This window comes from Galbibacter sp. BG1, from assembly GCF_013391805.1.
GTDB lineage: Bacteria > Bacteroidota > Bacteroidia > Flavobacteriales > Flavobacteriaceae > Galbibacter.
The window spans coordinates 1,587,626-1,603,401 of record NZ_CP058364.1 but is presented as its reverse complement, the minus strand read 5'-3'; the positions used below and the strand labels follow the sequence as shown (position 1 = coordinate 1,603,401).

General features: G+C 37.3%; 15 protein-coding genes. 1 reads left to right on the top strand and 14 read right to left on the bottom strand.

The window, feature by feature from the left end; translation table 11 throughout:
• Position 1: 1 nt before the first annotated feature.
• From HX109_RS07115 to HX109_RS07085, 7 genes are all read right to left on the bottom strand, one after another.
• Positions 2–1,075 carry an efflux RND transporter periplasmic adaptor subunit gene (locus HX109_RS07115; protein ID WP_317170441.1) on the bottom strand — a complete coding sequence of 358 codons (1,074 nt, stop codon included), beginning with the start codon at positions 1,073–1,075 and terminating at the stop codon, positions 2–4.
• A gap of 50 nt (positions 1,076–1,125) precedes the next feature.
• Positions 1,126–1,656, bottom strand: coding sequence for a GbsR/MarR family transcriptional regulator (locus HX109_RS07110; RefSeq protein WP_255462821.1), 531 nt, complete (start codon positions 1,654–1,656; stop codon positions 1,126–1,128).
• A 188-nt stretch (positions 1,657–1,844) separates the two neighbouring features.
• A complete protein-coding gene (locus HX109_RS07105; RefSeq protein WP_178950604.1) occupies positions 1,845–2,972 on the bottom strand; it encodes an AEC family transporter in 1,128 nt (375 codons plus the stop codon).
• Positions 2,972–4,171 (bottom strand): pyridoxal phosphate-dependent aminotransferase, encoded by a 1,200-nt coding sequence (locus HX109_RS07100; RefSeq protein WP_178950603.1) that lies wholly within the window; start codon positions 4,169–4,171, stop codon positions 2,972–2,974. The genes HX109_RS07105 and HX109_RS07100 overlap by 1 nt, the downstream gene beginning before the upstream one ends.
• Before the next feature lie 169 nt (positions 4,172–4,340).
• The gene (locus tag HX109_RS07095; RefSeq protein WP_255462820.1) at positions 4,341–4,700 is read right to left on the bottom strand and encodes a hypothetical protein; all 360 of its coding nucleotides are present in this window, start codon (positions 4,698–4,700) and stop codon (positions 4,341–4,343) included.
• Positions 4,701–4,745: 45 nt separating this feature from the next.
• Positions 4,746–5,765, bottom strand: a complete 1,020-nt coding sequence (pheS, locus tag HX109_RS07090) for a phenylalanine--tRNA ligase subunit alpha (RefSeq protein ID WP_178950601.1) — start codon at positions 5,763–5,765, stop codon at positions 4,746–4,748.
• Positions 5,766–5,884: 119 nt separating this feature from the next.
• Positions 5,885–6,241: a hypothetical protein gene (locus HX109_RS07085; RefSeq protein ID WP_178950599.1), complete on the bottom strand. Its 357-nt coding sequence runs from the start codon at positions 6,239–6,241 to the stop codon at positions 5,885–5,887.
• A 121-nt stretch (positions 6,242–6,362) separates the two neighbouring features.
• Between HX109_RS07085 and HX109_RS07080 the strand changes: the two genes are divergently transcribed.
• A complete protein-coding gene (locus HX109_RS07080) occupies positions 6,363–6,890 on the top strand; it encodes a CvpA family protein (RefSeq protein ID WP_178950597.1) in 528 nt (175 codons plus the stop codon).
• Positions 6,891–6,933: 43 nt separating this feature from the next.
• Here HX109_RS07080 and HX109_RS07075 read toward each other — a convergent pair whose 3' ends face one another.
• The 7 genes from HX109_RS07075 to HX109_RS07045 form a co-directional block, all read right to left on the bottom strand.
• Positions 6,934–8,358, bottom strand: coding sequence for an SDR family oxidoreductase (locus HX109_RS07075; RefSeq protein ID WP_178950595.1), 1,425 nt, complete (start codon positions 8,356–8,358; stop codon positions 6,934–6,936).
• Between the two features lie 153 nt (positions 8,359–8,511).
• Positions 8,512–10,311 (bottom strand): hypothetical protein, encoded by a 1,800-nt coding sequence (locus HX109_RS07070; RefSeq protein ID WP_178950594.1) that lies wholly within the window; start codon positions 10,309–10,311, stop codon positions 8,512–8,514.
• A gap of 158 nt (positions 10,312–10,469) precedes the next feature.
• Entirely contained in the window at positions 10,470–11,096 is a 627-nt protein-coding gene (locus tag HX109_RS07065; protein WP_178950592.1) for a carbonic anhydrase, read from the bottom strand.
• A 40-nt stretch (positions 11,097–11,136) separates the two neighbouring features.
• Entirely contained in the window at positions 11,137–12,717 is a 1,581-nt protein-coding gene (locus tag HX109_RS07060; RefSeq protein ID WP_178950590.1) for a SulP family inorganic anion transporter, read from the bottom strand.
• A 128-nt stretch (positions 12,718–12,845) separates the two neighbouring features.
• Positions 12,846–13,091, bottom strand: coding sequence for a hypothetical protein (locus HX109_RS07055; RefSeq protein WP_178950588.1), 246 nt, complete (start codon positions 13,089–13,091; stop codon positions 12,846–12,848).
• 118 nt (positions 13,092–13,209) lie between these two features.
• Complete coding sequence (locus tag HX109_RS07050; RefSeq protein WP_178950586.1) at positions 13,210–13,992, bottom strand: tetratricopeptide repeat protein; 783 nt, start codon at positions 13,990–13,992, stop codon at positions 13,210–13,212.
• Positions 13,989–15,773: a BatD family protein gene (locus HX109_RS07045; protein ID WP_178950585.1), complete on the bottom strand. Its 1,785-nt coding sequence runs from the start codon at positions 15,771–15,773 to the stop codon at positions 13,989–13,991. The genes HX109_RS07050 and HX109_RS07045 overlap by 4 nt, the downstream gene beginning before the upstream one ends.
• Positions 15,774–15,776 lie beyond the last annotated feature (3 nt).

Sequence of the window (15,776 nt, the reverse complement as noted above, 5' to 3'; positions counted from 1 at the left end):
CTTATTTAAATACGGTGTCAAACGAATTGAAAATACTATCCAAAGAAGTTGGTTGCGGCACAATTTTCATTCCCGACTTAACTTTATCCACTCCTTTCGCTAAAATTTGATCGCCTTCTTCTATGCCTTCCTTAACGACTAGGAATTTGTCGGTTTCATCCAAGGTTTTTATGGCCGCCTCAAAAATGCTGTCGTTCTCTGCTACTTTATAGACAAACTTTTTACCTTGCTGCTCAAAAGTAGATAAGCTGGGCACTACAATGACCGATTCATAATTTTGAGGTACTTTAATGGTTCCACTACTTCCGCTTCTTAGAAGCCCCTGCGGGTTTTCGAAGGTAGCCCTAAAGGAAACGGTTCCTGTTTGAGGGTCTATATTTCCTGTTATTGTTTCCACCGTACCCTGTTGCTCGTAAGTAGATCCATCTGCCAATATTAAATTGACTTTGGAAGTATTCTTCGCTTTTTCATCCAAGGTTTCCCCTTTCATATTTTTAAGAATGGATAGAAAGTCCTTTTCGTTCATACTGAAAAAAGCATAGACCCGATCGATACTGGAAATGGTTGTTAAAGGGGTTTGGGTGGTAGCACTTACCAAAGCACCCCTACGAAAAGGAATGGAGCCTACCACGCCATCGACCGGACTTTTAACGGAAGCGTAATTAATATTGGCATTTATACTGTTATAATTACTTTTGGCCTGCGCCAAATTGGCTTTGGCAGTTTCCAATTGCACTTGACTAATAATACCTTTTTCCACCAGTGGTTTCAACCGATCTACTTCTACTTGCGCTACGTTTACGCTGGCTTTGGCAGCATCAGCATCTTGGGTGAGGCTTTCGGTCTCCAATCTAAAAAGTAATTGTCCCTTTTTTACTTTTTCCCCTTCATCTACCAAAACATCTTGAATATAACCCGATACTTTTGGCCTAATTTCACTGTTTATTTCCCCTTGAATACTGGCAGGATAACTTTTATAAGTGGTTACATCCCGCTTCTCTATTTTTACGGTAGGAAAAGGCATTGCCTGCTGGCCTTGCTGTTGTTTTTCATTATCCCCGCAACTTATTAGCACAAGAGCTAAACAAAGGGAGAATAAGCTAGAATAAGGTTTAAAGTACATTGTTAATCTTGATTGACGGTTATTAAAATATTGTTCTTAAGCCTGCTTAAATTGTCGATCATTACATCAACAAATTCTATATAGTGAATATTGAAGGACAAGTCCTTTTCCACATCTATATTATTATCTTCATTATTAGAAATTACTTTCTCTCGATAGGTCGCTACTCTTTCGTGCAAACATCTTTCCCTTTTCCAAGATTGTATTTTATCTTCCAATCTATTTACTAAGCTCGTAACAGAAGCCTTAAAATATCTTTTTCGATCTCCCGGTTTTGTATAATAACTCACCCGCCCCATCGATTGCAGTATTTGCAAATTGGTAGATGCCGAACTTTTACTTATTTCCAATTCCTCCACAATCTTGTCGAAAGAGGCTCCTTCACTGCCTTCCAACACCAGTAAAGCAAAGATTCTTGAAGACAAAGGGGAAGTAGTATCTTCGCTTTCAAAGTATACCCCCATCTCTTCAATAATTTGCTTTTTCAGCTGTTGAATTTCAAGATTTTCATTCATCATATCATAATAAATCACAAAACTATAGTTAGTTCGGAATTAACCGAACTAATTGAAGTTAACTTTTTGTTAATGCTCAAAAGCATTTAGTATTGAATCTACTTCGTGGAATTGTAGCTTTTTAAAAAATGACAATTCCTATTAATTATTTAGAAAAACGGTTTAGGGATTTCCTAAATGATGCATCCATTAAGCATACGTTTGGCTTAGGTAGTTGACTTTCTAAAAAGTTCTTTGGAGGAAGACACCTGTTTCGGGATTTTAATACTTTTACAAAGTACACTAAAAACGGCACCGAAACAGCATAAAACACCTAAAGTTACTAAATTAAAAGGACTTGTAAACACTTCCCCGCTGGAAAGTATGGCAAGAATAAGAAGTGTGGAGATAGGAAGTGATAGCGCTAAAATACCTATGGCAAAACTATTGCTAAAGGTTTTTGAAGTTGCTTCCTTATTTTTTTCAGCAGCATCAACCATTGAGATATGTGCAAATGGCCAAAAACTACATGCGCTTAGTGCGAAGGCTACCAATAGCAATACATTTTCATTTTGTGGTATATCAAACAACAAAACAAGACCTGCCATAAGCATAAGCACAATGCCCGCCCTTAAAAGCAACAATGCAAATATTTGCAAAAATTGGCGGCGTTTTATTTTAAACGCAAGCCCAATGAATATCAGGATCAAAGGAGTCATAATAACACTCAATCTTGAAAATACATCTTTAAAAAAAGATGGAAACATACTTAAATTAACTCCAAACAATACCAAAACTAGTGCAGAAATTATAAACAGATTTACAGGTTCCTTTACCATGGACAACAATAAATCCTTAATTTTTTTTGAATTGTCAACCTGCTTTATTTTCTCGCTATTGTTTTTGTAAAACCATTTCATAGCAATAATGTAGAGAACGATAAGCACAAATATTTTATTCCCTAAGTCTGCCATAGCTGCCTTTGCCAAATAATCGTCTCCCAAAAATTCTAATACAAAGGGAAAGCAGGATAATCCTGGAGCCAATGAGGGTATTAAAAGCCTACTGGTTCTACCCTCTGGTGAATTTTTAGAAATCCCAACCACAGGAAGCAAAAAACCCGCAAGCGCAAACAACAAGAAATTTAAAAGAATAGCTATAATAGGCAACAGCGCTAACTCTTTACTTATTTCAATCTTTAGCAATGCCATAAAGATGGTTGCAGGCAGTGCAAGGTTGAGAATAATCTTCTTTAACCCGGTAATTTCATCTGGATTCTTAAATTTTAACTTCAGCAGAACCCCGATTAAAATTAATAATAGAAGCGATATGGTCTTTTGAAGAGCATAATCCATTAAACCAAAATTTCATTGATCGCCTTGGCAAAATAGTTCATTTCCTCTTCAGTCCCCATACTCACCCTGCACCAATCTTGATCCCAAAAATTAAACGTTCTAACCACCACTTTGTGCTCGTAGATCTTTTCCAAAAATTCATCTCCTTTTAGGGGTATTGGAAAAAGCACAAAATTGGTTTGGGACGGCAAGTAGTTTATACCTTTTTCATTCAATAGGTTATAGGTAAACTTTTTAGCGTAGGTAATTTTAGATTTACATTCAGAAAGAAAAACTTCATCTTCCATGCTCGCGCTTGCAGCGGCAATCGTCGGCCCTGTAATTCCCATACCGCCACGTGTTATCTCATTTATCTTTTTCAGTGATTCTGCATTTCCCAACATATACCCAATACGCAATCCTGCCATGCCATAAATTTTGGAAAAAGTACGCGCTACAAATATATTTTTACCCTTCGCCACCAATGGTGCCATACTATTTGCAAGACCGCCTTCGGAAAGTTCAATATAAGCTTCGTCTATAAAAATTGGTACTTTTTCTGAAACGCGCTCACAAAAATCGTACAGCTTCTTTGTATCTGTTATCGTCGCGGTAGGATTGTTCGGGTTTGTAATATACACCAACTTGGTGTTTTTGTCTATGGCTGCTTCCATTGCCTCCAAATCGTGCTGAAAATCCTTTGTAAGTTTCACGGGTTTCCAATCTCCACCAGAAGCCTTTGCCACATGAACAAGAGACATGTAGCAGGGGTCTCCACAAACTACGTTGCCCCCATTTTTAAAATATACCATGGCTGTTTTCTCCAAAAGATCCGACGAACCTGGGCCCATCATAATTTGTTGTGGAGAAACTCCTTCTTTTTTTGAAATTTTATCCACCAGATTCCCTAAGGAATTCCAAGAGTAATGATTCCCTTCATAAACAGCCTTCTGAAACGCAATAGATGCTTTTGGAGAGGGCCCGTACGGGTTTTCATTCCAAAGTAATCTAGCCTTAACGGTGCTTAAATCTGGGAATTTTGGAGGTGTAAATTCATTCAAACCGCCGTAACCCGCATCAAAAATGAATTTCTGCTTTTTAACGCTGGCTTCTTCCACAGCTTTTCCCCAAATATCCATTGGCGTTAAAGCTAAGGCCCCAGCAGCTAGCGCCCCTTTTTTAAACCATTCCCTTCTACTGTTGTTTTTAGCATTTTTCATTATTCGCTAGATTTGTGAATTACGTCTCCACAAGTTAGCGCAGAATGCCTATAATTGCAATAAGAATATTGTAAAACCAACACCCTTAAATATTTAATACTAAAATCTCAGGTATTAGTTTTTAAGGATTTATTACTGAAAATGTTAAAATAAAAAGGCTTTTTGAGATTTATTGAGCCAAAACTCCTTCCATTTGAAGCAGCGGGACTTGTGAAGTGTTATTTTCTGAAACTTGGTGAGGTTGAAACAAAAACTTACGCTCAAAAAGTTTGTTTTCTGCAAAAAAAGTAACAAAATATTCGTTTGTCAACTTAAAAACATCCTCTTGTAAAATTTCTACTTTTCTAAAAGATTTCGCTTCAAAATCGCCCAATCCGTGTCGCATTGTAGACGTTTTTAAATCATCTCCATAACCTTTGGAAACCACAATAGTTCCCTCTATGGGCGTATCGCAGTTATTTATTAAATAAACATACCAAGTTTTGGTTAAATGCTTTTCATCCCATTCGTTAACTGCGGCAATGTGCACATCCTTGTAATTGGTATTTCAATATCCTTTTTCATACTGATAGGCTTACAATACCGATTTAAACTGCTTTAAAAAACGAATGTCATTTTCACTCAACATTCTAATATCCGAAATTTGATGAAGCAACAAGGCTATCCTATCGATACCCATACCAAAAGCAAATCCGGAATACTCTTTGGAATCGATTCCACAATTTTCAAGTACGTTAGGATCTACCATACCGCAACCCATAATCTCCAACCAGCCAGTTCCTTTGGTCATTCTATAATCGGTTTCGGTTTCCAGCCCCCAGTACACATCTACTTCTGCGCTAGGCTCGGTAAAAGGGAAATAGGAAGGGCGCAATCTTATTTTAGATTTTCCAAACATTTCAGTAGTAAAATACTGCAAAGTCTGTTTTAAATCTGCAAAAGAAACCCCTTTATCAATATACAATCCTTCTACCTGATGAAAAAAGCAATGGGATCTCGATGAAATGGCTTCGTTTCTAAAAACGCGTCCCGGGGAAATGGTTCTAATGGGGGGTTTATTGTTTTCCATATAACGTACCTGTACAGAGGAAGTGTGGGTACGCAACAAAACATCGGGATCGGTTTGTATAAAAAAGGTGTCCTGCATATCCCTAGCAGGGTGATATTCCGGTAAATTAAGCGCCGTAAAATTATGCCAATCGTCTTCTATTTCCGGTCCTTCGGAAACATTAAACCCAATACGCGAAAAAATATCGATTATTTGGTTCTTAACAATGGAAATTGGGTGTCTTCCCCCCAATTCCAAAGGCATCGCTGGACGGGTTAAATCGCCATAAGAATTGGCATGTGTTGTGTTTTGCTCTAAAGCATCTTTCAAGGTATTCACCTTATCTTGAGCGGTAGATTTTAGCTCATTGATAACCTGTCCAAACTCCTTTTTCTGTTCATTGGGAACATTTTTAAATTCAGCAAAAAAATCATTCAACAAGCCTTTTTTTCCTAAATATTCAATTCTAAAAGCCTCCACTTCTTCTAACGTAGCTGCGGAAAAGCCTTTTACCTTTTCTATATGTTCCTTGATAGTATCAATCATAACCCCTATTATTTGGAACGGCAAATTTAAAGATTTCTAGAGAATATTAAGGTAGTTTATTGCCATTTATAATTTCCCAGAAAACCAATTACCGAACAGAAAATTGCCGCTTTTTGGAATTAATCGATATAACCCCCTTCAGAAAAATATTGAACAATGGCTTCTTTCATCAAGATAGATTGCTCGCCTGCCTTTAATATGGGTAGCTGTTCTTTCATTGTATAATGTGGCCATCCTTCCTCATCATAAAAATCGAACTCGTAGTACCCATAAGGCTCGAGAAGACGGCAAATGGCAATATGCATAAGATTGAGCTTTTCGTCTTTTTTAAATTTTCTATGGAGTTGCCCCAATTCTTGTACTCCAATTAAATAAATAATGGCATCGAGCTCTAACTCGTCGCCATCTGCAAATTGATTGGAAAGTTTGGTCACCAACGTTTCCCATTTCATTTTTAAAACCTCATCTCTTGCCATTCTATAACTTTTTTGCAAAAGTAAGAAGATAATTTATCTATTTCTGTAATAGACTTTTTGAAAATAACCCCAGAAAAATAAAGCTCTAAAAAATGTATATTTGTTGAAATTGGTTTTTTGAATGAACTATATTGACATTATTTTAGGCGGACTCATCATTTTTGGTATGGTTCGCGGCTTCATGAAAGGCTTATTTATAGAAGTAGCCTCTTTATTAGCCTTGGTTGTTGGTATCTACGGCGCTATTCATTTTTCTTACTTTGTAGGTGATTTTTTAACCGATAAAGTTGATTGGGAACAGAAATACATTAACCTTACGGCTTTTGCAATTACTTTTATATTAATTATTCTTGCGGTTTCCTTAATTGGAAAATTACTTACTAAAATTGCAAGCCTGGCGGCATTGGGGCTTTTAAATAGAATCTTTGGAGCTGTTTTTGGCGGACTCAAGGTTGCGATTATCCTAGGTGCCATTCTTATCTTTTTAGATCGAGGAAATGAAGCTTTTACATTTATAGACCAGAAAACCTTAGATGCTTCAATAATCTACAAACCCGTAAAAGACATAGGTTCTTTTGTATTCGATTGGGTGTTGCGGGAAACGGCATCAACTTCCATCGAGCCAATAGAAATAAAACAGGATTTTTAACAAGAAAACTTTCCAAATTATCGCATTTTAGCAGCAAATAAGGTTACTTCCCCACTGCAAGTCTTTTTAGCATTCCGTTAAAAACAATTCCGTGGAAAGGAAAAACAGCATACCAATAAAGGCGGCCCCAAATCCCTTTGGGCCTAAAAATAGCTTTTTGAATTAACAGGTCTTGTTCCATCCTAAACTCCAACCAAGCATCTCCAGGTAACTTCATCTCTGCAAAAAGAAGTAAACGCCCTTTTTCCCTATCGGCGTATAAGACCCTCCAAAAATCTATCGCATCCCCGGCATGCAATAAGTGCTTGTGGGTTCTTCCCCGCTTCAGGCCTACTCCACCAACCATTTGATCCATATACCCCCTAATTTTCCAAAGTCCGTCGGCATACCAGCCGTTATTTCCGCCCAGACTCCAAATACGATTAATACTTTCTTCCCTATTGTCGAACTTCATTTTTCTTTTATCCACAAAACAGCCGTGTTTAGGTACTTCCATAAATTGGGCAAGATTGTCATCTTTCCTACTACTTACAAAACTATCCCGCCAACCAGAAATAATTTCATCTGCTTCTATTTTGGAGAATGTCCTTTGAAGTGCTTTTTTATACGGAAATGGATCTATCCCTGTAATTTTGTTGATTTCCTTGTTGCGGGCTACCACAGGAACCTTCATGCTGTCTACTAAAGAAATGGCCAAATTGTAATTGGTGGAAGTAACGAAATAAAGCCAGTAGGAAGATAATTTTGGGGTCATTACCGGCACCGTGTAGATATATCTTTTCAACCCTCGAACCTCGGCGTATTGCAATAGCATTTCTTTATAACTTAAAATATCGGGACCAGCGATATCGAAATTTTCATTGTACGTTTTTTCTTCAAAAAGTGTGGCCACCAGAAAGTCCAGCACGTTTGCAATACCAATTGGTTGGCACTTTGTTTCTACCCAGCGGGGAGCAATCATTGCTGGTAATTTTTCAACCAGATCCCTAATAATTTCGAAAGAAGCGCTTCCTGAGCCTATAATTATGGCAGCACGCAATGCAGTAAAATTATACGTTCCTTCTGCTAGCGTTTTCTCTACTTTTAGCCTGGACTCCAAATGGTCTGAAAGCTCATCGGTATTTACCATTCCCGTTAAGTAAATTACTTGTTCGGCATTCGTTTCAGAAACATGGTTTTTAAAGTTATTGGCACAGATGAGTTCACGCTCTTGGTAATTCCCAGATTTACTCATGGAATGCATTAAATAGTAGGCCGCATCGATATCTTTGGGAATTGCAGAAAGGGTTTCTTCTTCCAAAAAATCGACTTCTATAACTTCAATATTGTTGGAAAGTACACCTACGGGCATTTCAAACCTGATTTTATCGCGAGTACAACAAATTACATAATAATCGTTTTCCAACAAGGCGATAAGCAGTCGCTTTCCAATATACCCTGTCGCACCGGTAAGTAGAATCTTTTTCATTTTTCGCAAAGCAATCTTTTTTGCTTTAAGATACAAAAATCTTTACTGACAACTATCAGGACTGCTATAGCTTTTCAGACCGTTTATTACATTATCTATTTTGTTTCTAGCTACGGAAAGCTCTTGAAGTTACTTCTTATTTCCAACTAAAAGTTACATCAGCTGCTTTCCAGCATTTAATTCCCTTTGAAGATCTTTCAATGTACACTCCACATTTTTCAATTCAGCATAAACCCCTGTTGCTTTTTCATTCAAAACAGTTTTACACCCGCTAAAAAGGTTTTGGTAATACTCAATCCCTTCCAGAAGATTGTTCGAAAAGCGCATTAATCGTTTTTCTTCCTTTTCATCCATCGCAGGAAGCACTTCGTAAACTCTTTCTTTAAAGTAATCAGTATATAGCTTCAATTCCTTAATAAACATATTGGGCCGATCCTGTCGTGAAATTACGCTTGTTTTTCCATAAATATGTTTAACCATTTCTTCTAGTTTTGTTACTCTGGCAAAGTAGGCAATATTAGGGCCTGGACAAACAGAAACACCTTTACCTTCACTTTTAACATCCATTTTATTGGCCAATAGGGCAGAGGTGCCCAACCCAACGCAGATACAGGACTTTTCTACTATTTCTTTAAACTCTTTTTGGTAAACTTCCGTGGACAACTTCCCTTTTTGAAGTTCCGCAATTTTAAGATGTTGATATTGCCTTGAAGCTACACAGATACTTTTCTCGGTAAACTCCTTGTTTAGGGACACATACTTTTTTGGACATGAACTTCCCGGTCTTCCTTTTTTAATAAGCTCTTGTCTTTCTTCGTCCTTGGTGTTACCCCTTAGGTTATTAAATGGAACCCCTAACGGAGACACATTGCTTAGATACAAGTCTTCCTCCTTCGCCCTAACTAATTTATGCAAGGTTTCATCATCTACCGTTGTGGCTTCGGGAACCAAAAGGAATGGTGAGCCCCAGCCCACAGATTCCAATTGATAGTAATTTAATAAAAATTCGTGCTCTTCATGGGTGCCAACCCCTCCTTGGGCTGTAATCTTTACCGGTAAGGGTACGGTTGGGGGCTCTATGTTTTTAGCGGTTAACGCTTTAATATATATATCGTGAAGCTCCACAATTAATTTTGTTTTATTCACCTTGAAGGACTCCAGAATAGGTCCTAATAAATTCCCTTCAGTAGCAAAGGCATGGCCCCCACAATTTAGCCCAGATTCCACCCTGAATTCGGATACCCAAACTCCTTTTTTCACCAGAAATTTTCCCTGAATTAATGCAGAACGATAATCACTTACCTTTAAAACAACTTTCTTTTTTAAATTTCTACTTTTAGGATAAAAATCTTCAAAGCTTGCTATATAACCATAAAGCCTGGGATTCAATCCCGCAGAGAGCACTAACGACCCTTGCACGGTACTCTCCGCAAATCCCCTCAGTGCCGCATGGGCATCGTTATATATTACAGGCAACTTTTCTTTGCCAACGTAGTTGTCTTTATCGACCTTGGTCATAATATTAACATCTATGCTCCCTTTTTGAATGTTCTGGCGAACCCACTCTTTAACTTCACTAGAGCAATGTGCACCTGAAATCTTCTTTGAAAATTCATCTTTTTTTGCAGGTATCATCCCGAAATAATTTTTCAACTCTTCAACCGTTTCCTCCGAACAATTCCTTAGTTGGTTTATTTTATTATCTATCACATTGTTCATCATATCGAGATAGGAAGTGATACGTTTCGCTCTAAAATCTTCTATTTTTTCTGAAATTTCATTGTAAACAAGGTTGTATTTGTGGCAGTAGTGCTTTCGCATTTTCTCAATAAGCATATCATCTACCAAAGAAATTGAAGAATCGATGCCATACACGGCTACCTTTAAAGGGCTATCAATAGTGAAACCTATTCCCATTACGGGAATGTGAAAATTATGCTGTCTAGTTGACATGGTGTATATTTAATTTGATTAATAATTTGCTATATAGACCAGCAATATTATTGATATCAACCCAATAAAAATATGATAAATGTCAGATAGCCCCATACTACAAAAAAAAGGCGCTGTTACAAACAAGCGCCTCTTCATTATAATATATGGATCCTCAATTAATCTAAATGGTAGATTTCCATAATGTTCTTAAGGATCCCGTCCAGATCGATTTCTAGATCTATTAATTTTCCTGTATGGATATCGAACACCCAACCGTGAACTTGCAAGCCTCTATTTCGCACTGCTTTTTGAACCGTAGCGGTTTTAATTAAGTTAACGCACTGCTCTTGCACGTTAAGCTCAACCAGACGTTCATAACGCTTATCTTCATCTACCATTGCGTTGAGTTCTTTTTTATGCAAACGGTACACATCACGAATATTTCGCAACCACGGATTTAAAAGTCCCAAATCGGCCGATTGCATAGCGGCTTTTACACCTCCACAGGAATAATGTCCACAAATAACCACGTGGTTCACTTTTAAGTGGTTCACCGCATAATCTATAACGGACATTGAGTTTAGATCTGTCCCAACCACCATGTTGGCAATGTTTCTATGTACGAATACATCTCCTGGCCCCAAGCCCATAAGGTCTTCTGCAGTAACCCTACTATCAGAACATCCTATGTAAAGTAGCTCGGGGCTTTGTCCTTTCCCCAGCTCTTCAAAGTAGTTCGAGTCTAATTCCAACTTGGATTCTATCCATTTTTTGTTGTTTTCAAAAACCTTATCTAATTTCATTTTATTACTTTTTCTTAAAATTAAACTTTTTAATTATTTTCTAAGCTGCACTTCCTCTTTTTTCCATAAAAAATGCGGTAAAACTCTTCGGATTATGAACCACACCCTTATCGGAAATTAACTTAATATCGATATTCTTATCTTTTGCCCGGTATGCAAAATCGTCTAAAATTTCTAAAATATCATAGTTTAGACGAATTGTTTTAGTTACATCTAGTTCTAACAAAGTGTCTTTAGGCAATTCATTTAATTCTTTTAAAATAGCGCCTTTATTAAGAAAAGAAACTTCCTCGGCTAAGGTCATTTTTACCAAATGGCTTCCATCATCTTTCTTTTCAATATGAAGAAAATGTGAGTTTTGATAATTTTTAATCAAAATTACGGTAATTCCAACCGCTAATCCTAAACCAATTCCCATTAAAAGGTCGGTAAACACAACCCCTAAAACAGTGACTATAAAAGGCAGAAACTGACTTTTACCTAAACGCCACATTTGCCTGAACAAAGCTGGTTTTGCAAGTTTGTAACCAACTACTAATAAAATTGCCGCCAATACTGCCAAAGGAATTTTATTTAATAAAGTAGGAATAAGAATTACAGAAGATAAAAGGAAAAATCCATGAACGATTGCAGAAAGTTTGGTTTTAGCACCCGACTGAATGTTTGCAGAACTCCTTACGATTACCTGTGTAACGGGAATCCCCCCAATTAAACCAGAAACAATATTTCCTGTTCCCTGGGCAAAAAGCTCTCTGTTGGTTGGCGTTACCCTTTTCTCTGGATCCAACTTATCCGTTGCTTCTACACACAAAAGAGTTTCTAAACTTGCAACTATAGCAATGGTAACCCCTGTAATCCACACTTGAAGATTGGTGATTGCCGCAAAATTAGGAAAGGAAAATTGCCCTATAAAATCAGATGCGTTATCGGGAACCGGAACCGTTACCAAATGATCTTGAGCTATTTTAAAATTGGATGACGGATCTATTAAAAGATAGAACAACACACCAAATACAACAGCCACTAGTGGCCCTGGAACGATTTTGAAAAAATTGCTTTTTTTAACCAAAACGAGTTCCCACAGCAATAAAATCCCCAAGGATACCACAGATACCACAACGGCTCCCGGGGAAATATAACTAAACATATCCCCTAAGGCAGAAAATGTGTTTCCTCCGTCCAATTGAAAGAAATCGAGATCGCCTTCATAATCACTGTCATAACCAAAAGCATGGGGAATCTGTTTTAAAAAGATAATAATTCCAATACCAGCCAACATACCCTTAATTACAGATGATGGAAAATAATAACCGATAATACCGGCTTTTAATACCCCTAAAAGTATTTGTATAGCACCTCCAATAACAACAGCTACCAAAAAGTTTTCGAAACCTAGGGAAGCGATGGCAGCCAAAACAATTACAGCCAATCCGGCTGCAGGTCCACTTACTCCAATTTGCGATCCACTAATGGCTCCTACTACAATACCTCCCACAATTCCGGCAATTAAACCAGAAAAGAGGGGTGCCCCACTTGCAAGTGCAATCCCTAAACAGAGGGGAAGTGCTACAAAAAACACCACTATACTAGCAGGCAAATCATTTTTTAAGTATTTAAACATAATTTAAAGATGGTTTTTGTTTTCAAAGACATTTGAAAACATGATGAATTTAAATTTATTTTGAATGGTAAATAAAATAGCGTTAAAACGCTAGTACCGCAATAGATAGTGCGGATTTTGTAATATTATTAAAGTAACTCTGGAGGAGGTATAACTACATCTATTACCTGATCGTAATGATGAAAAACATCGTAATGATACCCTTTTCTTTTTTTGGTAAGTACACTAATAGAAAGATTAGGATCGTTTGAAGAAGATATTTGTTTGATTTCCTTCAACTCGTTACTGGAGTCCTTTTTTTCTTCTTCAGCTAAATTATAATAATAGGAAATATCTGCATTTCTTTCAACAACCGTAATAATAGCAGGGGTCATTAAAAAAGAGCAGAATATCAATAAAAAAAAGCAAACAAATATTTTTTTACTTGTAAATAGCACCAGTAATCTTTTTCCTAAAGATACTATTTTTCATAGAATTAAGTGCTAAGTTATTCTAAAAGTCTTTGATCTCCTTGAGGTCATTATTTGGCAACCAACCAATTTTTCCGTCTGCAAGTTTTATTTTTTTCCATTCCCCAAGCACTTCCAAAACGTTTACTTTGGTCCCTTCGTGCAATTTAAAAACTTCACTACTACCCATGTTAGGCTCAGACATTACCGAAGTTTCTTTGGCAAAGATTATTGCCGGTTGCTTGTTGAGCTCCAGTCCTTGCTGTTGGTAAGCAAACCCTAAACTCGCAAGGGAGATTATCACGAAGAGTATGCTCAACCCAAAGAAAATACGTTTTTTACTGCTGTAAGCTGAAAAATAATATAATAGGAACAGCACTACAAAGGCAACCATGGCTACAATGGCCAATACCGCCCATGTTTGGTAAGAAAGTTTTCCTACAAAGTTTTCGAAAATCTTATCGATTCCAGTTTGCGGCATTACATCTATCGCATCGATGGTCATGTTTTTTGCAAACTGTAAATTATTCTGAATATCCTGATCGTTTGGGTCTAGCAATAAAGCCTTTTCATAATAATAAATACTGGGCGCAATTTGGTTCAATTTATAATAACTATTCCCCAAATTGTAGTAAAGCGCAGCTGAATGTTCATTATTTTCTGAAACTTCCAAATAGGCGTCAATCGCTTTTTGATACTTCCCCTCGTTATAAAAGTCGTTCCCTTTTTTAAACAAAGCTTCATTTTGTGCCATTGCAAAAATGGAAACACATGTAAAAACTATAAAAAGGTAAAATTGTTTACTTCTATTTAGTTGTTCCATCATGACTTAAGTTGTTTATCGATTAATGAAATAACTTCTGCCGCCTTATGGTAATCGCTTTCCATTTCTGCCAAGGTACTAGGAGAATATCTCGCCAACTCACAACTTTTTAACAAGGCTATAAAATCATCAACTACTTGAGCTTCTACATTTTTAGAACGCAAGAGCTCGCTTATTTTTTCTTTACTGAATTCTGAGGTAACAATTTTTAATTTTGCCTTTAGGTAATTGTGCAAAGCCCGTTCTAGGGACTCGTAAAACGCTTCTTTGTTTCCAAGGTTCCGTTTAGCTTCCGACAGGTATTTTTTGGCGAGCCTATTTGCTTTTCTCACTCTGTTCCCCACTACATCTCCAGCCATAGCTGCTCTTCTTTTTCCTATTAAAATAGCAATCGGGATCAACAAGAGCGGAGCTAATAAAAGTATGTAAAACAAGATAGAGCCAAAGAAACTTGACGAAGATTTAGGATACAAATCTGTATTTAATTTTATAAACCTAAATTGATTCGCATTTGCTGCCACTGGTTGTTTGGCGCTATTATTTTCATTGGTATTGGAAGCCAAATCGGCGGCACTCGAAGGCCCTTCGTACACATTAATTAAGGACTGTTGAGAGGTTATGGATTTGTAAGCTTCCTCTTCCGGATCGAAATAAGAAAACGTGATAGTTGGAATTGGATATTTCCCGCGATATTGAGGCACAATGGTGTAATTGTCTGTTATGCTACCTTTCATACCCGCCAGGGATGTAGAAATATTCTCATCGAACTCTGGTTCGTACACTTCTAAAGAACTGGGAAGGGTAAGCTTAGGAAGGTTGAACAACTTCAAATTACCATTTCCACTCACCTTTACTTTAGCCGTTAAAGATTCATTCGCTTTTAGGTCTTTTTTAGACAAAACCACATCAAAATCAAACTTACCGACAGCTCCTGTAAAACCTGCAGGTTTACCTTTTTCTGGAAGCGGTTTTACATTGATGGATCGCTGTCCTGCCGTTACCGTTTTATGGGTTTGTGTATATAACTGTCCTCCAAAAATATCCCTCCTATTGGTTGGAACATCCACCGTTACATCCAATGATAGTGGCTCTAAATCCAATGTTCCGGTCTTCTGAGGGTATAGCACAACCCTTTTTAAAACCACATAGCGATATTGTTTCCCCTGGTAAGTGCCGTTTTCCACTTGAAAACGTGTTACTTTAATGTCTTGCGACCAAAAATTGTTGTATTTGGGATTGGCTTTGGGAATAAAATTGGAAACATTTATTCTTGGGCTCACATACAATTTATACACAACGCTAACCGCCTCGTTTAAATAAGGGTTGGCTTTAGAAACCTCCGCAACCAAATGCAAATTGTCGTCTGCTATGTCGTTGGCAGATGGAGGTGCATTAGGATCGTTTACAGCTTCGGTGACCGTTATTCTTACGGGTTGTGTTTTATAGGTGTCTCCATCGATTTCAACTTTCGCCTGATTGATGGTAAATGTACCCTTGCCATTGGGTGTTAAAATATAGGAGTAGGATTTGGAAAAACTTCTTTTTCCATTGATCCATGAATTACTAATGGATTGGTTTGGGCCCATAACAACCCTAAATCCGCTAAAATCGGGCGGTGTAAAGTTATCACCATCTTTATTCATGGTAAATTCTATACGTAGCCGCTCGTTAACACCAAGCTTGTCTTTACTTACGTTGGCTTCAAACTGCACACCCTCTTCTTGGGAAAACAACATTCCCGAAAAAGCTATAAAAAATGTTACTATTAATAGTTTTATTTTCATTTT

Coding starts and splice junctions, on each gene's coding strand:
- HX109_RS07050 (WP_178950586.1), bottom strand. CDS start 13,992: ATGATGGAACAACTAAATAGAAGTAAACAATTTTACCTTTTTATAGTT.
- HX109_RS07055 (WP_178950588.1), bottom strand. CDS start 13,091: ATGACCCCTGCTATTATTACGGTTGTTGAAAGAAATGCAGATATTTCC.
- HX109_RS07060 (WP_178950590.1), bottom strand. CDS start 12,717: ATGTTTAAATACTTAAAAAATGATTTGCCTGCTAGTATAGTGGTGTTT.
- HX109_RS07075 (WP_178950595.1), bottom strand. CDS start 8,358: ATGAAAAAGATTCTACTTACCGGTGCGACAGGGTATATTGGAAAGCGA.
- HX109_RS07100 (WP_178950603.1), bottom strand. CDS start 4,171: ATGAAAAATGCTAAAAACAACAGTAGAAGGGAATGGTTTAAAAAAGGG.
- HX109_RS07045 (WP_178950585.1), bottom strand. CDS start 15,773: ATGAAAATAAAACTATTAATAGTAACATTTTTTATAGCTTTTTCGGGA.
- HX109_RS07065 (WP_178950592.1), bottom strand. CDS start 11,096: ATGAAATTAGATAAGGTTTTTGAAAACAACAAAAAATGGATAGAATCC.
- HX109_RS07070 (WP_178950594.1), bottom strand. CDS start 10,311: ATGTCAACTAGACAGCATAATTTTCACATTCCCGTAATGGGAATAGGT.
- HX109_RS07085 (WP_178950599.1), bottom strand. CDS start 6,241: ATGGCAAGAGATGAGGTTTTAAAAATGAAATGGGAAACGTTGGTGACC.
- HX109_RS07105 (WP_178950604.1), bottom strand. CDS start 2,972: ATGGATTATGCTCTTCAAAAGACCATATCGCTTCTATTATTAATTTTA.
- pheS (WP_178950601.1), bottom strand. CDS start 5,765: ATGATTGATACTATCAAGGAACATATAGAAAAGGTAAAAGGCTTTTCC.
- HX109_RS07080 (WP_178950597.1), top strand. CDS start 6,363: ATGAACTATATTGACATTATTTTAGGCGGACTCATCATTTTTGGTATG.